At 69.6% G+C, this 24,325-nt stretch carries 26 protein-coding genes; 10 read left to right on the forward strand and 16 right to left on the reverse strand.

The genetic code is table 11. The features are described from left to right. Positions 1-10: 10 nt before the first annotated feature. Both OHB49_RS03620 and OHB49_RS03625 read left to right on the forward strand, forming a co-directional pair. Positions 11-520 (forward strand): TIGR03618 family F420-dependent PPOX class oxidoreductase, encoded by a 510-nt coding sequence (locus OHB49_RS03620; protein WP_329157844.1) that lies wholly within the window; start codon positions 11-13, stop codon positions 518-520. Between the two features lie 64 nt (positions 521-584). Then, positions 585-812, forward strand: a complete 228-nt coding sequence (locus tag OHB49_RS03625) for a hypothetical protein (RefSeq protein ID WP_030978641.1) — start codon at positions 585-587, stop codon at positions 810-812. Between the two features lie 170 nt (positions 813-982). Here OHB49_RS03625 and OHB49_RS03630 read toward each other — a convergent pair whose 3' ends face one another. After that, positions 983-2,056, reverse strand: coding sequence for an enoyl-CoA hydratase/isomerase family protein (locus OHB49_RS03630; protein WP_329157846.1), 1,074 nt, complete (start codon positions 2,054-2,056; stop codon positions 983-985). Between the two features lie 271 nt (positions 2,057-2,327). On the opposite strand from OHB49_RS03630, the gene OHB49_RS03635 reads away from it, so the two are divergent. Next, positions 2,328-4,532: a SpoIIE family protein phosphatase gene (locus OHB49_RS03635; protein WP_329157847.1), complete on the forward strand. Its 2,205-nt coding sequence runs from the start codon at positions 2,328-2,330 to the stop codon at positions 4,530-4,532. Between the two features lie 97 nt (positions 4,533-4,629). On the opposite strand, the gene OHB49_RS03640 is transcribed toward OHB49_RS03635, so the two are convergent. From OHB49_RS03640 to OHB49_RS03665, 6 genes are all read right to left on the reverse strand, one after another. Next, positions 4,630-5,244: an LAETG motif-containing sortase-dependent surface protein gene (locus OHB49_RS03640; RefSeq protein ID WP_329157849.1), complete on the reverse strand. Its 615-nt coding sequence runs from the start codon at positions 5,242-5,244 to the stop codon at positions 4,630-4,632. Between the two features lie 277 nt (positions 5,245-5,521). Continuing rightward, a complete protein-coding gene (locus OHB49_RS03645) occupies positions 5,522-6,010 on the reverse strand; it encodes a GNAT family N-acetyltransferase (protein ID WP_329157852.1) in 489 nt (162 codons plus the stop codon). Positions 6,011-6,049: 39 nt separating this feature from the next. Beyond that, the gene (locus tag OHB49_RS03650; RefSeq protein WP_329157853.1) at positions 6,050-6,646 is read right to left on the reverse strand and encodes a sugar O-acetyltransferase; all 597 of its coding nucleotides are present in this window, start codon (positions 6,644-6,646) and stop codon (positions 6,050-6,052) included. Positions 6,647-6,700: 54 nt separating this feature from the next. Next, the gene (locus tag OHB49_RS03655; RefSeq protein ID WP_329157855.1) at positions 6,701-7,678 is read right to left on the reverse strand and encodes a DUF6397 family protein; all 978 of its coding nucleotides are present in this window, start codon (positions 7,676-7,678) and stop codon (positions 6,701-6,703) included. 137 nt (positions 7,679-7,815) lie between these two features. Continuing rightward, positions 7,816-8,229 (reverse strand): roadblock/LC7 domain-containing protein, encoded by a 414-nt coding sequence (locus OHB49_RS03660; RefSeq protein WP_030932976.1) that lies wholly within the window; start codon positions 8,227-8,229, stop codon positions 7,816-7,818. A 125-nt stretch (positions 8,230-8,354) separates the two neighbouring features. Beyond that, positions 8,355-8,993, reverse strand: a complete 639-nt coding sequence (locus tag OHB49_RS03665; protein WP_329157857.1) for a GTP-binding protein — start codon at positions 8,991-8,993, stop codon at positions 8,355-8,357. A 334-nt stretch (positions 8,994-9,327) separates the two neighbouring features. On the opposite strand from OHB49_RS03665, the gene OHB49_RS03670 reads away from it, so the two are divergent. Continuing rightward, the gene (locus OHB49_RS03670; RefSeq protein WP_329157859.1) at positions 9,328-9,693 is read left to right on the forward strand and encodes an ArsR/SmtB family transcription factor; all 366 of its coding nucleotides are present in this window, start codon (positions 9,328-9,330) and stop codon (positions 9,691-9,693) included. Positions 9,694-9,898: 205 nt separating this feature from the next. After that, positions 9,899-10,393, forward strand: coding sequence for a GNAT family N-acetyltransferase (locus tag OHB49_RS03675; protein ID WP_329157860.1), 495 nt, complete (start codon positions 9,899-9,901; stop codon positions 10,391-10,393). Between the two features lie 39 nt (positions 10,394-10,432). Here the strand turns inward: OHB49_RS03675 and OHB49_RS03680 are convergent, their stop codons facing one another. Next, positions 10,433-11,926 (reverse strand): LCP family protein, encoded by a 1,494-nt coding sequence (locus OHB49_RS03680; protein ID WP_329157862.1) that lies wholly within the window; start codon positions 11,924-11,926, stop codon positions 10,433-10,435. A gap of 178 nt (positions 11,927-12,104) precedes the next feature. Here OHB49_RS03680 and OHB49_RS03685 point away from each other — a divergent pair, with 178 nt between their 5' ends. Continuing rightward, positions 12,105-12,248 carry a twin-arginine translocase TatA/TatE family subunit gene (locus OHB49_RS03685; protein ID WP_329166348.1) on the forward strand — a complete coding sequence of 48 codons (144 nt, stop codon included), beginning with the start codon at positions 12,105-12,107 and terminating at the stop codon, positions 12,246-12,248. A gap of 246 nt (positions 12,249-12,494) precedes the next feature. On the opposite strand, the gene OHB49_RS03690 is transcribed toward OHB49_RS03685, so the two are convergent. From OHB49_RS03690 to OHB49_RS03705, 4 genes are read right to left on the reverse strand one after another with little or no spacing between them, the layout of a single operon-like run. Further along, on the reverse strand, positions 12,495-12,929 hold the full coding sequence (locus tag OHB49_RS03690; protein ID WP_052190069.1) for a DUF742 domain-containing protein: 435 nt from the start codon (positions 12,927-12,929) through the stop codon (positions 12,495-12,497). Between the two features lie 22 nt (positions 12,930-12,951). Then, the gene (locus OHB49_RS03695) at positions 12,952-13,389 is read right to left on the reverse strand and encodes a roadblock/LC7 domain-containing protein (RefSeq protein ID WP_030932962.1); all 438 of its coding nucleotides are present in this window, start codon (positions 13,387-13,389) and stop codon (positions 12,952-12,954) included. Then, on the reverse strand, positions 13,386-16,037 hold the full coding sequence (locus tag OHB49_RS03700) for a nitrate- and nitrite sensing domain-containing protein (RefSeq protein WP_329157866.1): 2,652 nt from the start codon (positions 16,035-16,037) through the stop codon (positions 13,386-13,388). The genes OHB49_RS03695 and OHB49_RS03700 overlap by 4 nt, the downstream gene beginning before the upstream one ends. Positions 16,038-16,089: 52 nt before the next feature. Then, a complete protein-coding gene (locus OHB49_RS03705; RefSeq protein WP_329157868.1) occupies positions 16,090-16,959 on the reverse strand; it encodes an MHYT domain-containing protein in 870 nt (289 codons plus the stop codon). A gap of 171 nt (positions 16,960-17,130) precedes the next feature. Here OHB49_RS03705 and OHB49_RS03710 point away from each other — a divergent pair, with 171 nt between their 5' ends. Together OHB49_RS03710 and OHB49_RS03715 are read left to right on the forward strand one after the other, a co-directional pair. Then, positions 17,131-17,730 carry a class I SAM-dependent methyltransferase gene (locus OHB49_RS03710; RefSeq protein WP_329157870.1) on the forward strand — a complete coding sequence of 200 codons (600 nt, stop codon included), beginning with the start codon at positions 17,131-17,133 and terminating at the stop codon, positions 17,728-17,730. Between the two features lie 269 nt (positions 17,731-17,999). Next, on the forward strand, positions 18,000-19,685 hold the full coding sequence (locus tag OHB49_RS03715; RefSeq protein WP_329166349.1) for a transposase: 1,686 nt from the start codon (positions 18,000-18,002) through the stop codon (positions 19,683-19,685). Here the strand turns inward: OHB49_RS03715 and OHB49_RS03720 are convergent. Next, entirely contained in the window at positions 19,612-20,475 is an 864-nt protein-coding gene (locus tag OHB49_RS03720; protein WP_329157872.1) for an oxygenase MpaB family protein, read from the reverse strand. The two genes, OHB49_RS03715 and OHB49_RS03720, sit on opposite strands and share 74 nt — an antisense overlap. A 132-nt stretch (positions 20,476-20,607) precedes the next feature. Here OHB49_RS03720 and OHB49_RS03725 point away from each other — a divergent pair, with 132 nt between their 5' ends. Together OHB49_RS03725 and OHB49_RS03730 are read left to right on the forward strand one after the other, a co-directional pair. Beyond that, positions 20,608-20,907, forward strand: coding sequence for a hypothetical protein (locus tag OHB49_RS03725; RefSeq protein WP_329166351.1), 300 nt, complete (start codon positions 20,608-20,610; stop codon positions 20,905-20,907). A gap of 95 nt (positions 20,908-21,002) precedes the next feature. Continuing rightward, positions 21,003-21,986, forward strand: a complete 984-nt coding sequence (locus OHB49_RS03730) for a hypothetical protein (RefSeq protein WP_443079483.1) — start codon at positions 21,003-21,005, stop codon at positions 21,984-21,986. A gap of 69 nt (positions 21,987-22,055) precedes the next feature. Here OHB49_RS03730 and OHB49_RS03735 read toward each other — a convergent pair whose 3' ends face one another. From OHB49_RS03735 to OHB49_RS03745, 3 genes are all read right to left on the reverse strand, one after another. Continuing rightward, the gene (locus OHB49_RS03735) at positions 22,056-22,598 is read right to left on the reverse strand and encodes an MOSC domain-containing protein (RefSeq protein WP_329157874.1); all 543 of its coding nucleotides are present in this window, start codon (positions 22,596-22,598) and stop codon (positions 22,056-22,058) included. A gap of 34 nt (positions 22,599-22,632) precedes the next feature. Then, positions 22,633-22,815 carry a hypothetical protein gene (locus OHB49_RS03740; protein WP_030978605.1) on the reverse strand — a complete coding sequence of 61 codons (183 nt, stop codon included), beginning with the start codon at positions 22,813-22,815 and terminating at the stop codon, positions 22,633-22,635. Positions 22,816-22,968: 153 nt separating this feature from the next. Further along, on the reverse strand, positions 22,969-24,084 hold the full coding sequence (locus tag OHB49_RS03745) for a fatty acid desaturase family protein (RefSeq protein WP_329157876.1): 1,116 nt from the start codon (positions 24,082-24,084) through the stop codon (positions 22,969-22,971). Positions 24,085-24,325 lie beyond the last annotated feature (241 nt).

The raw sequence follows: 24,325 nt of genomic DNA on the forward strand, positions 1-24,325 counted from the left end.
AGGTCGCCTCATGAACGCGAACACGGAAGAACCGGCGAAGGACGAGCAGCAGCCGGGCGCCGGGCCCGCACCCCGCGTGCTCACCGATGACGAGCTGTCACGTCTTCTGAGCGATCAGCAGTTCGGAGTGCTCTCCTTCGTCAGGCGCAGTGGCCACCCGCATCTGTCCACGGTGCTGTACGACTGGCATCCCGTGGAGCGTGTTCTACGCATCTCCGCCACGGCCGACCGCCTGAAGGTGCGCCGGCTGCGAAACGCACCGCGGGCCGCCCTGCATGTACAGGGGCCGGACGTCTTCTCGTTCGCCGTCGTCGAGGGCGATGCGGAGGTCTCGGAGGAGACGACCGTTCCCGGTGACGCGACCGGCAGGGAACTGCTCGCCATGACACCGGGGTTCGAGGACAAGGAGGAAGAGGCCGCATTCCTGGAACAGGTCGTGGCAGACCGGCGCGTAGTGATCCGCATTCGGGTCTCCCGTCTCTACGGAACGTCCCTGGACGTCCCCGCAGCGCAGTCCTGAACCGCGTTGTCAGACCCATGAGAGATGCTTGATGGTCCGACACCTCTGACCAGGAGATGCTGAAATGCACAATGACGAGCTCGCTGCGGCCCAGGCCTACGTCCGGTTACTGGAAGCGACTCGGGCAGCTCTCGCGGACCAGGACCAGGCGCCGCTGTACCTGTCGCTGCTCGCCTCCCCGATGGCTGAGGCCGACGGCGCGTTGCGGCGTGCGGGGCTCTGCGGCAACGAGGCCAGATTCTTCGATCTCGTACGGTCACTTCAGCCGAGCATGTCCGGCAGCGATCACTGACAGCACGACCGGCGGGCAGGCCGACAGGCCGACGGCGACGGTGCCGCGGCGAGCGGTCCGTCTGTCGATGTCGGGCTGCGGCCCTCCTGCGCCGACCATGGCTGCGGCTTCACGTCACGAGCCGATGCCCTCACGACGTGGGCCCGCGCCTTCGCGCCGCGCCCCGTGATTCAGCCTGTGGCCGGGGCATCGCCGGCGAGGCCGAGTTCGCGGTCTCCCAGCGGCTCGAAGAAGCCCGCCACGTCCGCCGAGCTGACCTGGGCGAGCCGGGCCGGGCTCCACTGCGGGTTGCGGTCCTTGTCGATGATCTGGGCGCGCACGCCCTCCACCAGATCGGGCCTGGTGAAGGCGGCGCAGGAGACGCGGAACTCCTGGTCGAGCACCGCCTCCAGACTGCCGAGGCGCCGTGCGCCGCGTACCGAGGCGAGGGTCACCTTCAGTGCGGTGGGCGACTTGGCGAGAATCGTTTCGGCGGTCTCCTTCGCGGCGGGTACGCCGCGGTTCTGGAGCCGGTCGACGATCTCCTCGACCGAGGCCGCCGCGTAGCAGGCGTCGATCCAGTCGCGGTGGGCGGCGAGTTCGCCGGCGGGCGGCGCCGTGGCGTACCGCCGCACAGTCGCCTCGACCTCGGCCGGCGTTGCGCTCCCGGCGAGATCCCGGGTGAGATCCACCAGGTGCTCGGACGGGACGAAGTGGTCGGCGAGGCCGCACAGCAGCGCATCGCCCGCACCGACCGCGTCCCCGGTGAGCGCCAGGTGGGTGCCGAGCTCACCGGGTGCGGAGGCGAGGAGGTGGGTTCCGCCGACGTCGGGCACGAAGCCGATGCCGGTCTCCGGCATGGCGACGCGTGAGCGTTCCGTGACGATACGGACGCCGGCGTGGGCCGAGACGCCGACGCCGCCGCCCATCACGATGCCGTCCATGAGTGCGACGTACGGCTTGGGAAAGCGGGCGATACGGGCGTTGAGCCGGTACTCGTCGCGCCAGAACTCCACCGATGCGCTGCCGCCCGCCCGGGCGTCCTCGTAGATGGCGCGGATATCGCCTCCGGCGCACAGACCGCGCTCCCCCGCCCCACTGAGCAGCACCGCGGTGACCGAGTCGTCGTGTTCCGCCGCGGCAAGGGCTTCGTCGATACGGAGCACCATGGTGTGGGTCAGCGCGTTGATCGCCCGGGGCCGGTTGAGCGTGATGTGCCGGATGCGGCCGGCGGTGCGCAACAGGACGGGGTCTTCGTTGTTCATGAGTGCGCTCCGGTCAGCCCCTGTGCCGTACCGTCCGCCGGTCACGGACGATCTTCCGCTGTTCATTGTGCGTGGTGGGTGGTGGGGTGGGGCACAGGGGGTGCCGAGGGCCGGGAGCAGAAGCTGGGGGCGGTACGGAGCGTCCGGGGTGCCGGGGGGTGCCGTCCGCTGTGGCAGTCATCTGCGACCGGTTCGACAATTGAGGCGTATACGAGTACCGCACACAGGCCGCACTGCCCGCCAGTCCCGCCGGACGATCTCCGGAGCAGGAATGACCGACAATGACCGGAAGCCAGACTCCGACGATAACCCCCGCGTGCAGCTCGACCGGCGCCAGACCGGCGAGACCGGGACGGCGGAGCGGCTTGCGCTGAACCGCACGGGCAGCTTCGAGTGGGACCTGGACGCGCGGACGCTGGACATCGACGTGGCCGGCCTGCTGGTCTTCGGGGTGGACCCGGACAACTTCACCCCTCGCCCGGGGGCCCTGCTCGAGCGGCTCGAACCGGTGGAGCGGACCCGGCTGGAACTCGCGGCCGACGAGGCCATCCACGGCAGCCGTAACTCGTACAGCATCCACTTTCAGGTCCCGCTCGACGACGGCACGCACCAGTGGACCCATATCCAGGCGCGGGTCCTGCGCAGCGACGACGGACGGGCGCACCGGATCATCGGAGTCGTACGGGATGCGACGGCGGAGATCACCCATTCGGCCTTCGTGCTGGACCTGGAGAAACGCCGCCAGCGCCAGACCAGCATCGTTGAACGCACAACAAGCGCAATGGCGCGCGCGGTGACCGTGGACGACGTGACCGCGGCGCTCACCGGCCCGGGCGGACTCGCCAGGCTCGGCGCCGACGGGCTCGCACTCGCGCTGGTCGAGAACACCGTGCTCAACGTCATCGCGCTGAGCGGTGACGCCCCGGAGGCGATCACCGAGATCGCGGCCAGGAATCTCGACCCTCGATTCCCCCTGGCCGAGACCATCCTCAGCGGCCGGCCACGGTTCGCGACCTCGGTCGGCGCACTCACCCGGCGCTACCCGGCGCTGGAGCCGTACGCGGACCAGTTGAAGTTCCGCGCGGCGGCGTACCTACCACTGGTCGCACAGGCGCGTACGCTGGGCGGGCTTGCGCTCTTCTACCACGAACGCACGGCCTTCAACGCCGACGAGCGCAATCTGTGTCTGGGGCTCGCGGCCATCGTGTCCCAGTCGCTGCAACGCGCGACCCTCTTCGACGAGGAGCGCGAATTCGCCACGGGGCTGCAGTCGGCGATGCTTCCCCGGCAGATCCAGGAGATCAAGGGTGGCGAAATCGCCGTGCGCTATCACGCTGCGTGGAGCGGGCGGCAGGTCGGCGGCGACTGGTACGACGTGATCCCCCTGCCCAAGAACCGGTTCGGCATCGTGGTGGGCGACGTGGAGGGCCACGACACCCACGCCGCCGCCATCATGGGCCAGCTGCGAATCGCCCTGCGCGCGTACGCCGCCGAGGGGCACCCACCGGCCACGGTGCTGGCTCGGGCCTCGCGGTTCCTCGCCGAACTGGACACGGATCGCTTCGCCACGTGTACGTACGCGCAGGTCGATCTCGCCTCCGGGACCGTGCGCATGGTCCGTGCCGGACACTTCGGTCCGCTGATCCGGCACACGGACGGCCGGATCGGCCTTCCACAGGTACGGGGCGGGCTACCGCTGGGGATCTCCACCGCCTTCGAGGACGAGGAGTTCCCGGAGACCCGTCTCGACCTGGTGCCCGGCGAAACGCTCGTCCTGTACACCGATGGCCTCGTGGAGGAGCCGGGAGCCGACATCGATGCGGGTGTCCGTGCCCTGGTCCACGAGGTTCGCGCCGGTCCCACGCGCGCGCAGGCGCTGGCCGACCATCTGTCGGATCGGCTCTGGGAGCGTTGGGGCGCGGGGGACGATGTCGCGCTGCTCGTGCTGCGGCGCAGTCCGGATCCGGGGTCGCCGCGAGCGCCGCGGTTGCACCAGTACATCCACCAGGCGGATCCCGAGGGGCTCTCCGAAGCCAGGGCGATGGTGCGCCAGGCCCTGGAGGACTGGGAGCTGGCCGCATTCGCCGACGATGCCGAACTGATCACCGGTGAGCTACTCGTGAACGTGCTGCTGCACACGGACGGCGGGGCGGTCCTCACGCTGGAGGTCCTTCCGAAACCCGTCCGGCGGGTGCGGCTGTCGGTGCAGGACCGTTCCAGTGCCTGGCCGAGGCGGCGAACTCCCGGCGAAACGGCGACATCGGGGCGCGGCCTTTTGCTCCTCGATGCCATCGCCATCCGCTGGGGTATCGAGTCGCGCGGCGAAGGAAAGGCCGTCTGGTGCGAGATCGGACCGTCGACACCATCCGCCTCCACTGCCCGGGTCCGGAAGTCGACCCGGTCTACGGAACCCGGTGCGCCTGTGAAGCCGCCCGGCCCTGAGGAGTCCGCGGATCCTTCTGACGGCCCGGGTTGAGGGGCGCGCCGCCACGCCTGGCGTGATGCGGCACGCCCCTCGCCCCATGGTCCGTGGCGCGGTCCCGCGCTACGGACCAGCGGACCACTGAGCTATGTCAGTGCTGTGCGGTGCGACGCTTGCGCACGGACCACATGATGCCGCCACCGGCCAGCAGCACGGCGACAGCCGCACCACCGATGACGGGGGTGGCCGACGACGAACCCGTCTCGGCCAGGTCGGGCGAGCTGGGGCTCGGCGAGGCCGCGGCGGGCGCGGTCTCCGGGGAGCTCTCGCTCGGGGAGGGCGCCGCCGTGGTCGGCTTCTCGGCCGGCTTCGACTCGGACACCGACGGCGTGGGCGTCGGGGTGTTGTCCTCACACACCGGCGCCGTCTTGGTCTCGTCCTTCGAGAACTGGTCGCCGTCACCGGCCTTGACGACCAGGTGGACCGTCAGTTCCTTGTCGTGCTGAGGCAGCTCGAGCTTCTTGTGGAACTCCCTGCCGAACGTCTCGGTGGACAGGAGGTCCTTTCCGTCGACGGTGACAGTCACCTGGTTGGTGACGCCACCGTTGTAGGCGGTCAGGTCAAGGCTCACATCAGTACAGGTCACGGCCCAGGTGGGGGTGTGAGCTGCGGCCGGTCCGGCGCAGAGAACCGCACCGGTCAGGCCGGCAACCGCAACGGCCGCGTACGTCCCCGCGGCACGCCACGATCTCCTGGGTATGGTCATGGAATTCTTCCTCCACATGTTTCATCGCCCGAATGGCGGTGGAGCGCACAGTACTGCCCCCCATAACCGTCCGCGCAACCGACCCATGCACCACGCGAGGTCACAACTGTCACCACATCACCTCTGGTTGGTACATGCCGGACACTCCCCTGGCGCCGCGGCCCGTCGCGCTGTGGCGCGAAGTGAGCGTAGGGCGCCGAACCGCCCTCTCTGCCGACCCGAGAGCGGCCCGGGGAGCAGCAGCCCTGCCGACAGCCCGAACAGCAGGCCTCGCGAGTCAGAGCGCGCGATGCATGATGTGCAGTCCGACGAACCCGCGCTTCGGGTGGTTGAACCCTTCGGGCAGGGTCCCCAGGATCTCGAACCCGAGTGAGCGGTAGAGCCGCACCGCATAGTGGTTGGTCTCCACGACAGCGTTGAACTGCATCGCCCGGAACCCTGCCGAGCGAGCCCACTCCACCGTGTACACGCACAGCGCCCGGCCCACTCCCTGACCGGAGTGCTCCGGGTCGACCATGTAGCTGGCGCTGGCAATGTGCCCGCCATTGCCCATGTGGTTGTTGTTCATCTTCGCCGTACCGAGAACGGTCCCGTCGTCGTCGACCGCGACGACCGTACGGTTCGGCTCCTTCAGGAGCCACCAGTCGCGGGCGTCGTCCTCGCCCAGCTCGAGCGGGTAGGTGAACGTCTCCCCGGCGGCGACGATTTCGTGGAAGAACGGCCAGATGGCGGGCCAGTCCTCGGTGGTGGCTTCCCTGATCAGCATGAGGACACAATGCCGATGCGGAGCGCCTTTCGCGAATCTTTATTCCTCACGCCCGGCAGGCGCTTGCTCCCCTGCTCCCGGGTCGAGAGTTCGGATGACTCGGGCGGGGCTGCCGACCGCCAGCACTCCCGACGGCAGGTCCTTGGTCACGACGGATCCTGCGCCGACGACGGTGTTCGCCCCGATGGTCACGCCGGGACAGACGATCACCCCGCCACCGAGCCATACGTTGTCCCCGATCGTCACGGGGTCCGCCTTCTCCCAGCCCGCACGGCGCCGCTCGGTGTCCAACTCATGGCTGGGGGTGAGAAGCTGCACGTTCGGGCCGATTTGTACGTCGGCACCGATCGTGATGGGCGCCGCATCGAGAAAGACCGCTCCGAAGTTGATGAACGTACGCGGGCCGATGGTGATACGGGAGCCGTAATCACAGTAGAACGGCGCGCGAATGTTGACATCCGCGCCCACCGCGCCGAGCAGCTCCTCAAGGATCTTCCGCCGCTCGCCGGGTGTTGCCCGCGCCGCGGTGTTGTAGGCCTCGCAGAGTTCGATGCGCCGCTCGGTGTCCGCGCGCAGTTCGAGATCGTCCGCGATGTACCAGTCACCGGCCAGCATCCGCCTCTTGTTCTCCCCCACGACTCGCCTCTCTCTTGCGTATCCATCGTGTCGGTCGTGTCCGTCGTGTCCGGTTCATTCAACGGTCTTCGTCGGCAGCCCGTTCCCAGCCGTACTGTGCCCGGTGACGCGCCTTCGCAGACCGAGTCGGGCGAGCAGTCCGGGTGCGGGATCGAGCAGGGGCTCAGTACCGGGATCCGAGACGGGAACGGAGACGAGGACGGGGCGATGGTCGTCTCCTGGACGTGGAGCCTGTCGCGACGCCCGTGCGCCGTCCAGCTCCATGATCAGAGTGATCCTCCGCCAGAGGATCTCGTCCGGATCGTCGGCCTGCATCAGCTGCGCCATGGCCTCCCGAGCGGCGACGGATCCCGGCGGCCCGAAGACGGGCTCGGGCCGGACCTTGGCGAGGTGGGCGCGCTCGTAGGGATCGTCGACCACCTCCGCGAGCTGCACCGGATCCAGCGCGCTCGCGAGCACCGCCGCACGCCGCCAGGGATCCTCTGTCCGGCTCAGTAGCCGCTCGATCCGTTGTGCACGCCAGTTGCGCGCCCGCCAGTCGATGCCTGCATCCAGCCGGGCCCTCATCCAGACCGGGCTGTTCCCGGCCAGCAATTGAGGAGCCCGGGCCGCGAAGTCGAGGACTTCTCGGGCGAGATAGAGCCAGACAACCGCTCGATACCGATTCAGATAGAACGTGACCGGCGTGATGCATCCAGCCCGGGCCAGTCTGGTGAACCGGACCGGACTGATACCCAGCAGACGCGCCCCTTCCGCCGTGCCCACCGTACGAACCCGTTCGCGCACCGCGTCCGGGAACCCGTCCTCCGACCGGAGGCGGTCGATCTCCCCACACCCCACCCTGGGCCTGCCGCCGGCCAGCTCCGCCGTGGTGCACACGAAGCCCAGGTGCACCGCGAGTTCGAATTCACCGCGCTTCAGACCCAGTTCCTGCGCCGCTCGTCCCGCAGCCACCGTCCCGCCACTGGCGTCGGCGGCAGCGGACGCCTGGACGCACAGCACCTCTGTACGCGCTGCTTCCGTAACAGCCATGATCGTCCTCCCCCGTGAGGTTCCGCGAGTTCCGTAACTCTCTGTGATCACGGTATCTCGAGAGGGAGACTTTCGCCCGGCCTGTGGACAACTCTCACGGCCGGGCGAAAGGTGCAGGTCGGACGGGCTCCGTAGGGTCAGATCCGGTTGACGCCTCCGTGGCCGCCCTGCCGCGCAGTGACGCCGAGATGTTCTCCGACCTTGTTCACGAGCAGCGTCATCTCGTACGCGACCTGACCGACGTCGGCCTCGGCCGCGGTCAGCACGCACAGACAGCTGCCGTCTCCTGCGGCAGTCACGAAGAGGAGCGCCTCGTCGAACTCCACCATCGTCTGCCTGGCCTTGCCTGCCCGGAAGTGCCGTCCCGAGCCACGGGCGAGGCTGTGCAGCCCCGACGAGACCGCGGCGAGATGCTCGGCGTCCTCCCGTGCCAGCCCCGTACTCGCTCCCGTCACCAGGCCGTCGTTCGAAAGCACCAGGGCGTGCCGTATGTGCTCGACGCGGCCGGTGAGATCGTCAAGGAGCCAGTCAAGTCCCCTGTCCAGCGCCATTTCCCCGCTCCTCCCCGCTCATGCGTTCCCCGTACGTGTCCGCGTTCCCACGTTGCGCGCAAGCCTTGCGTACAGCTCACGTACGAGCAAGCGCCCTCCTGCATCCGCGAGTCGCACAGGAAGGGTCAGCCCACCGAGTCGAGGAGCCGCGCCGTGTGCATCCGGCCGGCGTACTCGACCATGCGGATGAGGACCTCCTTGCCCGAGTCGCGGTCGCGCGCGTCGCACAGCACGACCGGTGTCCCCAGGTCGAGATCGAGGGCGCGGGACACTTCGCGCTCGCCGTAGGCGCGAGCTCCCGCGAAACAGTTGACGGCCACGACGAACGGGATCCTGCGATGCTCGAAGTAGTCGACGGCCGGGAAACAGTCTTCGAGCCGCCTGGTGTCGGCGAGCACGACCGCGCCGAGGGCCCCTTGGGATAGTTCGTCCCAAAGGAACCAGAACCGGTCCTGCCCGGGTGTGCCGAAGAGATAGAGCGAGAGGCCGGACCGGATGGTGATGCGCCCGAAGTCCATGGCCACGGTCGTGGTGGTCTTCTGATCCACCCCGTCGGTGTCGTCGACCGACTGTCCGGCCTCGCTGAGGAGTTCCTCAGTACGCAGCGGCCGGATCTCACTGACCGCACCGACGAGAGTCGTCTTACCGACCCCGAAGCCTCCGGCGACCAATATCTTCAGCGCGAGAGCGTCGGTCTCCGCGGCCGGCTCAGCCGCTCCCCCGACCGTCTCTCCGCCCGTTCTGTCAGCGTCCTCGGAAGGCATCGATCACTTCTCTCACCCGTGAGCCTCAAGATGGAAAAGCGCAGATCAGAGCCATCTTGACGGGCTCGGTTCGGTATCTGTGGGCTGCGGTACGTGTGACAGCATGGCAAGCAGTGGCCCCACCCCGAGCAACGTGATCGGATTTTGACCGGAGTGGCCGGACAGAGACCACTCGGTGTTCGTATGAGATCACTGTTTGAGCCGAATTGGAGCCTGGTTCCAGCCAGAGCTGAACCTGGCGCGGTTGTGCGGTCAGGCCCGAGGCCTTCACGTCCGGCGCCTGCACTGATCGCTTCGGGCGTGGGGAGACAGTCCGGACGGACAGGAGACAAGAGTGTCGACACCAGCCGGCGGCGGCCTCGACGATCCGTCCGCGGAAGTGCTGGCGGAGGCGGCCGCAGCCTTCGCACTGCTCGCGACGCCGGCGCGGCTGCACATCGTCTGGGCGCTGTCACAGGGTGAGAGTGATGTGACCGGTCTTGCGGAGCTGGTGGGCGGCACGCTGCCGTCGGTGAGCCAGCATCTGACGAAACTGAAATTGGCCGGTCTGGTGCGATCGCGGCGCGAGGGCCGCCGTCAGGCGTATCTCGTGGACGATCCAGACGTGGTGACGGTGGTTCGGCTGATCGTCGGCCAGCTCGCAGCACGGGCCGGACACGCGCCCCCGCAGCACGTACACCTCCGTGGCCTCGGCGTCTGAAAGCAGCGCAGCCGCAGGATCCCGCCGCACCGGCCGCGGTGACTCCGACTCTCCGGCCCAGGCGCTTCGTCCCCGGTCTCGTGGACGTAGCGTTCGGTGTCCTGCTGCCGCCGCTCGAAATCGCGTTGCCTGCCATGGTTCGCGCGTTGTACGCGTATGGACAGAGCGCGACCCGTAACCGCTGCCCACATAACTGGAGATCCTCATGAGCCTGCAGCACATCGATGTGTGCGTGCGTCGCGCGACCCTCGACGACGTGCCCGCTCTGGTGCGGATGCGAGCGCTGATGCTGTCGGACATGGGAATGCGGACCGGCGACGCCGATGCTCCGTGGCGTGCGGCATCGGCGCTGTGGTTCTCCGAGCGCCTGCGGTTGCCGGACGAGTTCGCCGCGTTCCTGGTCGCCGATCCCGATCTCGGCGTTGTCGCGAGTGCGGTCGGTGCGTGCGATGTGCACGCGCCCAGCCCGGCCAATCCCAGCGGACTGCACGGGCACATCTCCAATGTCAGCACCGATCCGCGCCGTCGACGCCGCGGGTATGCCCGGGCGTGCCTCGACTCGTTGCTCACCTGGTTCCGTGAGGAGACCCCGGTGACGGTCGTCAATCTCAATGCCACGGGGGACGGCGCCGGTCTGTACGAGTCGTTCGGCTTCGCGGCGCCTCGGCACCCTGCTCTGCAGCTCCGTACGGGGGCGTGACGGCCCGCAGTTCCGCAAGGGCCGGGGGAACCGGGCCGGTCAGCCGTAGGAGAGGTCGGCGCACAGGTCTTCGTCGGCCGACCGGACTCCGCCGCCGGCGGTGGACGCGGCCGTACCGGGCGTCGTGGCCGCGGCGGGCGACGGATTCTGTGCGTACGAGCTGCCGACGATCACTCGGATGCCCGGGGTGTCCGAGGCCGTGGTCCGCGCCCCGGTGAAGAGTCGCGCAGTCGTCTCCGCCTCACTCCGGAGGCCCGGCCCGTATTCGATGACCGTCGAGGTGTGGTCCTGGGTGCTCGCGGTCGCCGTGACGGTGACGGTGAAGCCGTGGGCGCGCAGGAGTTCGGTAGCGCGGGCGGCGAGTCCGGTGACGGTGGTGCCGTTGTAGACGGCCAGACTGATGCCTGTGCCGGAGACCGCGGCCGGGGCGGCGGGAGACGGTGACGCCTCACCCTTACCCGTGCCGTCGCGGCCTCTCTGGCCCTTGCCGGCGGCGTCCTGGTCGTCGATCGCCCGGTCGGCCTTGAGCGCTGCCCACAGCGTGTCGGCGTCCGGCTCGACGATCGCGACGCGCGCGCCCTCGTAACGCCAAGGGACGGTGACGAACTTGGTGTTGTGCAGATCGATGTTCTTCATCGACATGGCGAACGACAGCAGCCGGTCGGCCGATCCGAGGCCTGGGTCGACGGTCATCGCGTCGGTGGCCGCGTTGGCGAGCGGCAACAGGGTGGTGGGGTTCATGCCCCGGGACTTGACCTTCTTGATGAGGGAGCCGATGAAGGCCTGCTGGCGTTTGATCCGTCCGATGTCGGAGCCGTCGCCGATGCCGTGCCTGATCCGGACGTAGTCGAGCGCGCGCTGCCCGGAGACGGTCTGCGGGCCCTTGGCGAAGACCAGAGCGCCCCGCGTGGGCCGGTTCGGGCTGAGGTCGCGCTCGTAGACGTCCTGCGGCAGACAGACCGGGACGCCGCCGACGGCCGACGTCAGGGCGGCGAAACCGGAGAAGTCCACCACGATGGTGTGGTCGACGCGCAGGCCCGTGAGGTGCTCCACGGTGTTCTGGGTGCAGGCCGGGTTTCCCTCAGCGGTGTTCCCCACCGAGAACGCCCCGTTGAACATGACGTGGTGCTGCGGTGCGGTCCAGTCGCCGTCGGGCGTCTTGCACGCCGGGATGTCGACGAGGGAGTCACGCGGAATGGACACGGCGACCGCGTGCCGGTGGTCGCCGTACACATGGAGCAGGAACGCGGTGTCGGAGCGGCCCACGGTGTCCTTGCCGCCGCCCAGCTTCCTGTTGGCGCCGGAGCGTGTGTCCGATCCGATGACGAGGACATTCTGACCGTTGGACGAGGAGGGCGGCCGGTCACCGGAGATCCCGTCCGCGCTGAAGGTGTCGATCTGACCGGTCAGCTTGAGGTAGCCCCAGCCGACGCCCGCGACGAGCAGGATGAGGAATGACAGTCCCATGGTCACGGTGCGCCGCAGCCGGCTGCCCCGTTCTGAGCCCGCCGCCACCTTGTGGCTGCCCGTCATCGGTCACCTCGCCCGTCCGGCTTTCCGTCTTCCGCGGAGGAAGACGTACGTCCCCGCCTCTAAGTTGCACTTTGCGCAATCCAACAAGTGTCGTTGTGCAAGGGGATCGACGGACCCGCCCGCAGCCGTCCGGATCCGCCGGCTCCGGAACATCCGAAGGAAGGACGGAACAGCGGCGCTGCGCAACGGCCTTGAACCCTGGCACCTCTTGATTGTCGCGGTTGCACTCGTCGCACTGTCCGGATCGGAGAAACTGCCGGACTTGGCCCGAATGCGGGGCAGGTCCAAGCGGATCCTGAAAAGCGTGTGGCAAAGGCCATGAACGAGAATGAATCATAGTGAGCCGGGCGGTGCGGTACCGTGCCCGGGCTGACCGTGGTGACGGTCGCCCCGGACTGGGACGTGTGGACGACGGGTGAGGGCGAGGGCTTTCGGGGAGCTGTGCCGGCACGGGGCGGAGTGGAACGTTCCGCACGGTGGGCCAGGGTTACGCGCAAGGCCCTGCCGGTGTCCCGTCCGCCTCCGGCGTCATTGTCAGGTCTCTCGGGCCGTCGACCGGATCGGTGGTTCAGAGCGCCCGCAGTCCGTTGATCACCTCGCGCAGGATCCGCTCGTCGGGCAGTTGTGCGGGCGGTACGGGTCGGCTGACCCGCACATAGCCGGCTTCGAGCAGGTCCCCGAGGAGTACGCGGACGACACCGACGGGGAGATCGGCGTCGGCGGCGAGTTCCGCGACGGACTGGGTCTCGGATCGGCACAGAGCGAGCAGGGCGCGGTGTTCGGGGCCCAGCAGGCACTCCTCGGAGCTGTCCGGTGCGCTGTCGGCGACGGCGACGAGTGCGATCAGATCGAAGTGCGCCCCGTTGGGGCCCGGTTCGGTCCGTCCGCCCGTCATGGCGTACGGGCGGACCAGGGGCCCGGCTTCGGCGTCGTACCACTGGCTGCCAGGCAGTTCGGGCGGGTCCGGGAAGCGCTGGGAGCCTCCCGGACCCTTGCTGGTCATGTCCACTGCGGTCTTCGCCCTCTCAGCCGGCCGGGGACGGGGGTGCGGTGAGCCGCGGCGGGGTACGCAGGTGCTCGCCGACCCGTTTGACGAGGCGGGCCATCTCATAGGCGACCAGGCCGATATCGGCGAAGGCCGTGCTCAGCACGGCGAGGCAGGAGCCGTCCCCCGCAGCCGCGACGAACAGGAAGCCCTCATCCATCTCGACCATCGTCTGGCGGACGTCCCCGGCCTGGAAGTGCCGTCCGGCGCCCTTCGCGAGGCTGTGGAAACCGGAGGCCACCGCCGCCAGGTGCTCGGCGTCCTCGCGGCTGAGCGCGCTGGAGGCGCCCACCGCCAGACCGTCGTTGGAGAGCACCACGGCATGCCGGACTTCGCCGACCCGGGCCACCAGATCGTCAAGCAGCCAGTCGAGTTCGCCCGAGCGCCGGTGCACCTCGGTCCTCTCGTTCGCGATCATGCGTGGTCTCCTTCGCTGCCGGGGCGGGGGCGGGGTTCGGTGATGTTCCGGCGGGGTGCGGGTGTGCCGGGGGCGGTGCCGCCACCGCGTACCCAGCCGTTGCGGTAGGCGGTCATCCGGTCCCTGGCCTGCTCCGGGGTGCGCTCCACCGGGGTGTCCGCACCACTCCCGTCCTCGCGCCGGGCCGGTTCGGGACGGGGCTCCTCGCGCAGTTGCGGCACGAGACTGGCCTGCCGGACGCGGCGGGGCAGTGTGCCGTCGTCGTCCGCGCTGCCGCTCTCGCTCCGGGGCGTCGGCCTGACCGCGCTCCTGCCCTCCGCCCCGTCCTCGTCCGTTCGGCGGGCACGCGGGCGCAGCGAGGTGACTCCGGCCGGGGGTGCCGTCCGGGATTCGAGGGCGTGCACCGGGGCCGGAGCGGGGAACGCCGTGGCCTGGGGGCGCACCGCACGCGGGCCCGGTCCCGGTCCGAACGGCACGCGGTCACCGTCGCCGTCGTGTCGGCGCTCGACCGTCGCCTTCTCAGGTGCGGCCGTTTCCTCGCCCGCCGGAAGCGCACCCTGCAGGAGCGCGGTCGGCAGCAGGACCACGGCGGTCGTTCCACCGTACGGGGAGGTGCGCAGCTTGACTTTGATGTGGTGCCGGACCGAGAGCCTGCTGACGACGAAGAGGCCGAGTCGGTCGCTGTCGAACAGGTCGAGGGCCTCCGCCTGCTCGATGCGCCGGTTGGCCTCGCCGAGGAGTTCGTTGCCCATGCCGAGTCCGCGGTCCTCGATCTCCAGGGCGTAGCCGTTGCCGACCGGCTCGCCGCTGATCCGTACCTTGGTGTGCGGCGGTGAGAACTGCGCTGCGTTCTCGACGAGTTCGGCGAGGAGGTGAGTGAGGTCGGCGACCGCCGTGCCCTTGACTGCGGCGTCGGGCAGTTGCCGTACCTCCACCCGGGCATAGTCCTCGATCTCGGACACGGCCGCGCGTACGACGTTGGTCAGCGGTACGGGCATCCGCCACGCGCGGCCGGGGGCGGCGCCGGACAGGATGATCAGGCTCTCCGCATGCCGCCGCATCCGGGTGGTGAGGTGGTCGAGGCGGAACAGGTTGCCCAGTTCGTCGGGGTCGTCGGCGCGGCGCTCCATGCTGTCGAGGAGGTTCAGCTGGCGGTGGACAAGCACCTGGCTGCGGCGGGCGAGGTTGACGAAGACGCCCGAGATGCCGTCGGCCAGTTCGGCTCGTTCGACGGCGGCGCTGAGGGCGGCCCGGTGCACGGTGCCGAGGGCCTCGCCGACCTGTCCGATCTCGTCGTGGGAGGCCAGGCCGGGTGGGGCTTCGGCCTGGATGTCGAGGGTCTCGCCGGCCCGGAGTCGCTGCATGGCGCGGGGCAGTTTGCGGCGGGCGATCTCCAGTGCGCTGTTACGGAGACTGACGAGCTCCACGACGAGCGCGCGGCCGATGCGTACGGAGATGACCAGCGAGGCGGCCACGGCGACGCAGCCGAAGAGGACGGCCGCTCCGGACGGACTGAACAGGCCGCGGGTCAGCGGGTCGGTGCGGTCCGCGGCCCGTTCCGCGGCGCGGGTGTCGATGGTGCGCAGCTCGCTCCGTACGCTCGCGGCGGCCGTTTCCCAGTCGGCGGTGTTCACCGCCCGTGCGGCTTCTTCTCCGGGCGATGCCGCCAGCACCTGCTCCTCGGCCGCCACGATCCGGCGGTATGCGGGCCGGGCTGTGAACTTCTGCCAGGTGAGGCGTTCGGCGGCCGGCAGATCGGCGCCCGCGGTCTCGATGAGGTTCCTGCGGGTCTCCGCCGCTCCGGTGAACTGCACCAGTCGGTCGCCGTCGAGGCTCTTGGTGAGGCCGGCGGTGGCGAGCAGGGCGTCCTCGCGGGCCAGCATCTCGTCGGCGCGGGCCAGTTCGAGCAGGACCCGTGCATCGGATCCGAGCGCGTCGTCCTGGATTCCGGTCACAGCGCCGGAGACGGCGAAACCCGCGGTGACGGCCCGGGTGTACCGCTCGAACACCGCGTTCTCGTCGCGCTCCTGCTTCCCGTCCCGGTCCCGGTCGCCCGCCGTGCGCAGTTCGTGGGTGCGGTCGAGGAACCGGTCGAGCCGGTCGGCGACGCTCGTCGGAAGGCTGCCCGTGTCGGCGATGGTGTGCTGCTTGTCGATTCGCAGGGCGGCGAGCGCGGTGTCGGTGCGGCCGGCCTGCTGTTCCAGGGCGGCGGCGCGGGCGCTGCTGGGGGCGACGGTCTGGAGCAGGGCGGCTCTGCGTTCGGCCTGGAGTGCGGCGACAGCGGTCGATATCGGGGCCCGGACCTCTTTGTCGACCTGTTGCAACTGCCGTAGCTGTGCCACCTCCTGGGCGGTGTTGACCGTGGCGAAACCCCACAGGGCGAGCAGCGAGACGACGGGCACCATCAGAAGCGAGATGATCTTCGCTCGTACGGTCCTCGGCCTCAGGGTCCAGCGTCCACGTGGCCCGGATGTGTCCTGCGTCAGGAGCAGCCGCACGTCGTGCTCGACGCTCTCGTCGGCCGGCGGTCCCGCGTGCGCGCGTCGTCCGCGCGCCGCGGGCGGGGGCGAGGAGTCGGGCGAGGGCTGGGCGCTGGGCCGTGCGGCGGCCGTCGTGCCGGGGTCCGGGGTCGTGCGGGGTGGGCGCATGGCCTCCTCGTTCCGGGTGTGGAGCTGGGCAGGAGTGAAAGGGGCACAGGCGTCAGGGCGTGGCGGCGGGCGAGGGGTCGTGGCCGCGCGGGTCACGCCGTGTGTGGGGATCGCGTCCGCGTTGCGCGGATCGTGCCGGGGCCAGGGCGTCCCCTTCGGCGGGCTCCGCACTGCGCCCGGCGGAGACGTACGCGGCACGCTCGCGGGCCGTCGGCGAGAGGGCGACGAACGCCGACGTCAGGAAGAGGTACGAGCCGAGTCCGACGGCCAGGGGGAAGATGAACTGCATCGTCGATGCCCCGGGAAGTTCCACGTCGGAGGCGGTCACGCGGACGCCGACGGCCATCATGCCCGTGTAGTGCATGCTGCTGACCGCCGCGCCCATGACGAGCGAGGCGAGGGCGACGGCACGCGGTGACTTGATGTTCAGCGCCGCCCACAGGGCCGCCGTCGCGGCGACGACGGCGATGACGACGGAGAGTGCGACCCGCAACGGGTCGTAGTCGATCGTGCCGTGCAGCCGCAGTGCCGCCATGCCCAGGTAATGCATGCTGGCGACGCCGAGTCCGGTGCCGAATCCTCCGACGAGCAGTGCCCTGGTGCGGTCACGGCTGTAGCCGACAGCGAAGACCCCGCATCCGACCACCGCCATGGCGCCGAGCAGGCTGAGCAGGGTCAGCGGCACGTTGTAGCGGATGTCGGTTCCGGTCACGCCGAAGCCGAGCATCGCGACGAAGTGCATCGTCCAGATGCCGGTGCCGAGGGCGGATGCGGCCGCGATCAGCCAGTTGCGGCGCGAACGGCCGCTCGTGTCGAGTGCGCGCACGGTGCAGCTCAGTCCGAGCGCCGAGCCAATCACTGCCATCGCGTACGACAGCGCAGGTGTCAGCCAGCCGAAGGTGGCGTGGTCCAGGTGTCCCATGAATCGGGGACGCTAGTCGCGATGGGGGCGCACGCCTGGGGCGCATTTCGAAAGCTGCCGGAATATGACAGAGAGATGTCCCCCGACGATCGCACGATGCTCGAACATGCACACCGATTCCCGTGGTTTCGTTCCATTTCGCTCCGGCTGCCGCTGCGCGATCATGTCCGTATGGCCGATCACCACACACATGTCCAGGACTTCTTCACCGCCCGCGCCGCGGACTGGGACACCCGATTTCCCGACGACGCTCCCGCCTATGCGGCCGCCGTCGAAGCACTCGGGCTGCGCCCCGGCGACGCCGTGCTCGACGCGGGATGCGGTACGGGACGGGCTCTGCCTGCACTGCGCGACGCCGTCGGGCCACAGGGCACGGTTCTGGGTGCGGATCTCACCTCGGCGATGCTCCAGGCGGCGGTACGGGCCGGACGCGACCGGAACGGTCAGCTGCTGCTCGCCGATGTGGCCCGGCTGCCTCTGCGGAACGCCTCGCTCGACGCAGTGTTCGGTGCCGGGCTCATCTCCCACCTGTCACATCCCGGACCGGACCTGGCCGAGCTGGCGCGCGTCGTCCGGCCCGGCGGGCAGCTGGCACTGTTCCACCCGATCGGCCGGGCCGCACTCGCGGCGCGCCACGGCCGCCGGATCACGGACGACGATCTGCGGGCCGAGCCCAGCCTCCGGCCGCTGCTCGCACATTCGGGCTGGCGGTTGGACTCGTACACCGATGAGGATGCCCGATTCCTCGCACTCGCCGTGCGGGCGGACTGACCGGCGAGCGGGCCGAGCCGGCGCGGGCCTCCGGGGCTACTCGACCGGCGCGCCGGGCCCCCGGTCGTGCGGGACCGGGCAGCCACCGGTGCCGGGGGTTGTGAGCTGCTGTCGGTTTACTGAGCTGAAGTGAGTAATGGTGAGCGGGAGTGAGTCCCGTGGGTGGGTTCGCGGGGTGGGAACGGGAGTTCTGGAGTCGAATGGGTGACCTTGGCGGCTGCTGCTCGTTGACCGGATGGCGGGTGTCCGACCTTGAGGGGGGTGATGTGGTGGGTGGTGTGCGGAAGCTGACGGCCTCGTTCGTGGTGGCCGGGCCGTGCGGGGTGGCGGTCCGGGACCGTCTCAAGCACCTGACCACCGAGGACGAGAGGGTGCTGCGTGCGGTCGGTGCGCACCAGGGCACGCTTGCTTCTCGTGATCTCAAGACCCGCTGTGCGGACGGTCTGGAGCACGGTGCGGACACCTGGGCAGCGCGTAAGCGGGACCTGACGAAGGAGTCGTCGTCGCGTATCGCGGGTGCGATCACGAAGGCCACGCATGATCAGTGGGCGCTGGCGCGCCGTTGCCAGGCCGCGCACATCCAGAACCTGGCAGCCGGGATCAAGATGCTGCGGCACCGGCTGTCCCTCCCGCTCGGGGAGAGGGGCACCAAGCGGGCTGCGGGTGGCTACCGGTCGAAGAGCGAGTGGTTCCGCAAGTCCCGCCGCCTCGCGGCACTCGAGGCGCGGCACACGGCGGCAGTAGCCGACTGGCAGGCCGGACGGGTGCGGGTGGTACGGGGCGGCAAACGTCACTTCAACACCCGCCACCACCTCACCGAGGCCCGTCTCACCGAAGACGAGTGGCGACAACGGTGGGAGGCGGAACGCTGGTTCATCGCCGCCGATGGTGAGTCGGGGAAGCGGTTCGGGAACGAGACGATCCGCGTCACCCCGGACGGCGAAGTGTCCATCAAGCTGCCCGTTCCGCTCGCGCACCTGGCCAACACCCGGCACGGCCGGTACACCCTCACCGCCCGCATTGCGTTCGCGCATCGGGGCGCGGAATGGGCCGACCGCATCACCGCGAACCGGGCCGTCGCCTACCGCATCCACCTCGACGTGGAGCGAGGCCGCTGGTACCTCACGGCCTTGTGGCAGCGCCCCGTCGTGCAGACCATCCCGTTGGAGACCGCCCGCGCCAGGGGCATGGTCGGTGTCGACACCAACGCGGACCATTTCGCCGCCTACCGGCTCGACCGGCATGGCAACCCCATCGGTGACCCGCACCGCTTCGGCTACGACCTGTCCGGGACCGCCGGCCACCGCGACGCACAGATCCGCCACGCCCTGACCCGGTTGATCAACTGGGCGGTGCGGGCTGGTGTCGCCGCGATCGGCATCGAAGACCTCGACTTCACCACCGAGAAGACCCGGGAGAAGCACGGCCGCAGGAAGCGGTTCAGGCAGCTCATCTCCGGCATGCCGACCGGCGAGCTCAAGGCCCGGCTGGTCTCAATGGCCTCCGAACAGGGTCTTGCGGTCGTTGCGGTCGACCCGGCCTACACCAGCAGGTGGGGTGCCCAGCACTGGCAGAAACCACTGACCACCCCACACCGAAAGATGTCCCGTCACGATGCCGCGGGTATCGCGATCGGACGACGCGCCCTGGGACACCCTGTCCGGCGTCGGACGGCACCGCCCCCACACGACCGGAGTGATCGTGCGGGGCATCGGACCGCCCAGGCCGGACCGAGTGACCGGGGGCGTGAGGGAGCCTGCCCACCCACAACGGACCGGCCCCCTGGAGGGCCGTTGCCGAGCGGGAAGCGAAAGCGGGGGACCAGTGCATCCAACACCGTTCGGGATGCGCCCAGTACGCACCGGTGGGTTCAGGACTCACTCATGCACACTGGCCAGGAACGGTCGGGAACGTACCGAGCCCGCCGATCTCGTAGCCGTCGGGGTAGCCCTTGATCTCCGGGTTCTGGCGCGCGTAGTGCGCGGTGGAGCGGGGCGGCAGCAGTCGCACGGCCCGCGCCCGCAGCCGCAGCGCGCCGCGAGTGAGACCACGGGCGACGGGGCCGGGACGTTCGTAACGGAAGGCCCGCAGCAGCGCATCGTCGAGGAGCGCCAGGCTCGCCTTGCGCAGGACGGGTGCGAGCGGGCCCGGATACCAGGAGGCCATCAGCGCCAGCGTGGCGTCGGAGACCTTGCGCGCGCCCTCGTCCCAGCCGAAGTGCTCGTCCTCGTACGCGTCGAGGGTGCGCTCGAACTCCTCGAAAGTCTGAGGCACGCCCTTGATACCCATGCGGTCGCCCAGGGTGCGGTAGTAGACGGCGAACGCCTGCAGTTCGTGGTCGGAGAGCCGGCGCCAGCCGTACGTGTCGATCCAGCGCTTCGGGACGACGACGAACGTACACAGCACGTAGCGCATGTCGTCGTTGCTGATGTCGTAGCTGCGGTGCATCTGATTGATCCGGCGGATAGCCGTGCGCCCCGAATCGCTGTCGAAACCGTGCTCCACGACGGCGTCGAGGAGGAGTGCGGTGTCGTCGTACCGCTTCTGGGCACGGCCCGTCAGCTCTGCCGTCTCGGCGAGGAGTCGGCCGATGCTGGGGACGGCATATGTACGATAGAGGGCCAGTTCGAGGGCCCGGGTGATGTCCCAGGGGAACTCGTAGGTGGCTGTCAGCCGGTAGATCTCCAGGAAATCCCGTTCCGGATCGAGACGCTGGATCTCCTTCAGCCGGTCGTATCGCTTCACCGCGCGGTCCCCGTTCCTCGGTGGGTGGTCCAACTCTACGTCGAGGGGGAAGACCGTAAGTACGTACGAAGACAGCTTGCGTGCACGGCTCGCCGTGCATGATTCCCCGGGAAGGCGGTCTCCATGATCGACATGTTCAGCAGTCTCCGGAAGGTGGTCTCTCCCGGCCGCAAAGGCGGGCTGCCCGCGCCACCGCGCGAGGAACACCGACGCAAGCAGCACAATCTGTTCGAGGCGGCCGCCACCTATGTCTCGGCGTACGTGGAGGACGACCAGGACCGGATGGACGAGGTGAGCGGATGGGTATCGCCCGGAGCGCTCTCCTTCGGGGTCAATGAGCTGGCCTGCAGAGCCGTCGTCGCGCTGGCGCGCGAGCGCGGTCAGTCGCCGCAGTCCGTGGCCCGCGACCTGCTCGGGCTTCCCGCCGACTGAACGCCACCGTCCGCTTGACCACGCACGATGGGTCTTCCCTTGTCAGGGCCTCGACGACCGCGTTACCCACTGGTTAAGGTGCGCCGACGGAAACCATGAGGGACGAGGAGAGTGCTGTGGCCGGGACGGACGACGCGGTCGCCGAGGACGACGCACTGTATGTGCTGACCGCGGTGCTGCTCACACCCGCGCAGTTCCCGAGCGTGCTCGGTGACGACTACCCGGCGGCCTGCGGGGCCCTCGGCCTCGAGCCGTACGCCGAGGGCTACGGACTCGTCCTCGGCCAGGACGGCGACGGTGCCCGGTGGACCGTCGTCGTCGACGACGTGTCACTGGTCGCCGTCGCCATCGCCTCGTGGGACTGCGGCATGGAGTACGACCTCTCCCCCGACGACCGCTCAGTGGTCTGCGCGCTCCCCGGCTGGCCCCTCGCACTGGCGGTCGCCGCACCAGGGGTGCCCGCCCCCCACGACCCGCCGCCGGACCCCGAGGCCGAGGGCACCGATCTGCCTCCGCTGACCCCGCCCGACACCGAGACGTGGGGGCCTGCACAGCGGCGTCTGGGCGCGGACGAGATCGCGTTGCAGTGGGCGGCGTGGCGCGACCAGATCGACGACGAGACGACTTTCGCGGGGTCGAACGGCCCGGACGGCACGGATGGCGTGGAAACCGGGGGTGGCGCCGGCGAACTGAGCGGCACGGACGGTCCGGACGGCGCCCGGGAGCCGGATGCCGGGGCCGCAGTGGACGCGGACTCGGCCGCCGGTGCGGCAGAGGAGGGCTCGGCAGGCTCCACCGCGCTCTCCGGAACCCATCCCGGTGTGCGACGCGCTCTCGCGGAGGCCCATGCGTACGTGGACAACCCGCCGCCGCCCGGACGCATCCGGTCCTCCTTCGCGCCGGGTGACGCCCGGACCCTGCGCGCCGACGGACCCGGCTGGTCCCTGGTCGCGAGGACCGACGACATCGCGTTCGTCCTGCTGGACGAGGAACCCGGCGAGGTCCTGCCCGTGGGACGCGGGGTGGCGCTGCCCGGCCTGTTGAAGGCGCTCGACGCGCTCGCGGTGCGGCCGGCCTGAGCCTCTCGGCTCAGGCCCGGCCGGACGGTGACGAGGGGCCCGCACGGGACGACCGGTGCGGCTCCTCCGCTACACGCGGTCCAGCGGCCGGTGCGGCTCGGCGGGCAGCTCCACCTTGACCGGATCGCCCGGCCGGACCGTTCCACCGGACGCGACGATGCCCATGATCCCGGCCTTGCGCACGATGTTGCCCGCTGCATCCCGGCCGACGACCTGCTTCAGCAGGCCGTCCTGGAAATTGTCGATCTGCAGGCACGGGTTGCGCAGGCCGGTGACCTCGACGACGGCTTCGTCACCGAGGTGCAACAGCGTGCCGACGGGGAGGCCGAGGAGATCGATGCCGCGCGTGGTGACGTTCTCCCCGAGATCCCCGGGAGCTACCTCGAAGCCCGTCTCCCGCAGTTCCTCGAACAGCTCCTCGTGGATCAGATGGACCTGGCGCAGATTCGGCTGGGTGGGGTCCTGTGCAACACGGGAACGGTGCTTGACCGTGACCCCCGCGTGTACGTCCCCCTCCACACCGAGTCCGGCCAGCAGGGTCACGCTGTCCCTGTTCGGCTTGGTGAAGGTGTAGGAGCCGTTGCTGCTCACCACGGTGACTGTCCCGCTCATCTACGAATAGCCCCCGTCCCGGCCGCCTGTCTTCTCAGCGACCGATTTCCTTGCGAGTGATCCTGCGGAGCCTGCGCCGCTGCGAGGGATCCAGCATCAGATAGGCCACCGCAGGCACTCCGATCAGCACCAACAGCGACAGCCAGAATCCGATGAACGGCATCAGGACGACTGCCGCGACAACTCCCCCGATGGCGATCTTTGCGGTGTTCGACATCGTCCACTCCTTCTTCGCGGCGTAAGCCGCTTCTGCTGTGACAACGCCTGTGCAGGCCTGTCGGTTCCAGCTTGCACCAGAGGTCGTCCCGATGGGTTGCCCCAGAAGGTTGCCCGAGTCGGCTGCCCCGAGTGGGCTACTCGCTGAGCTGTCTCAGCGAGCCGTCTGGGCAGGTTGCCTCAGCGGTTCGCCGACCTCATGCATGTGCTGCAGCGCCTGACGGTAGGACTCGACCAGGCCGGTCTCCGCGTACGGCATGCCCAGCGACTCGCAGTGGGCTCGTACCAAGGGCTGCGCCCGGCGGAGGTGGGGGCGGGGCATGCTCGGGAACAGATGGTGTTCGATCTGGTAGTTGAGCCCGCCGAGGAACCAGTCGGTGAGGACGGCGCCTCGTACGTTGCGCGAGGTGAGGACCTGTCGCTGGAGATGCCCCCAGCGGTCGCCGTCGGGGTCGGGCATCTCCATGCCTTTGTGGTTCGGTGCGAAGGCCATGCCCAGGTGGAGTCCGAAAAGCGCGTGATGCACGAGCGCGAAGACGACGGCCTTGCCGGGGGACATGACGGTGAGCAGCAGCGTCGCGTAGAGCCCGAGGTGGGTGACGAGGAGCAGCGCCGACAGGACACGCTCGCGGGCGGGCTGCTGCCGCAGGTACTGGAAGCCGGAGATCTTGAGGGCGATGCCTTCGAGGAGCAGCATCGGGAAGAACAGCCGGGCCTGGTTACGGGTGAGCAGGCGGGCGAAGCCTTCGCGCTGGGCTGCCTGCTTCTGCGTCCAGACGAGGGCGCCGACGCCGACGTCCGGGTCCTTGTCGATGTGGTTGGGGTTGGCGTGGTGGCGCACGTGTTTGTCGTTCCACCAGGCCTCGTTCATGCCGAGGAGCAGGTTGGCGTGGACGAGGCCGATGATCCGGCCGGCCCGGCGGTCGCCGGTTATCTGGGCGTGTCCGGCGTCGTGGCCGACGAACGCGGTACGGGACCAGAGGATCGCCAACGGCAGTGCGAGCAGCAGGGCCCACCAGGTGTTGCCGAGGAGTACCAGGCCGGTGAGCACGCCGCCCAGGGCGAGGAGGTTGGAGGCGATGACGGCCGCGTACCATCCGGTGCGTCGCTCCAGGAGTCCTTGCCCCTTCACGGCCCGCAGGAGCGGCGCGAAGTCACTGCCGCCGACGCCTGCCGCGCGTCCCCCGGCGCCCGTGCTTCCGGCGGCGTTCTCCGTACTTCCGGCTCGGTCGCGGGGGCGGTCCGCGACGGTGGCTACGGCCTGGGGCATGTCGTCTCCGGTCTCTGGGAGGCATGGGAAGCTGCTCTGACCTGTTGAAACGTACGGGCTGGGGTCCTGCGCAAACCATGGCGCCACCACCCGGAGTCTCGGGGGGTAGCCCCCTCCTGGGAGGGGGGTGCTGCCTACACCGGGCAGCCCGCAGCCGCCATCGAAGTGAGCTGGATCACGGCGGTTCCACTCCCGGACGACCTCGCCGGTGGAGTACCCTCGGCGACCTTGGGCCCCCACT

This window comes from Streptomyces sp. NBC_01717, assembly GCF_036248255.1.
Classification (GTDB): domain Bacteria; phylum Actinomycetota; class Actinomycetes; order Streptomycetales; family Streptomycetaceae; genus Streptomyces.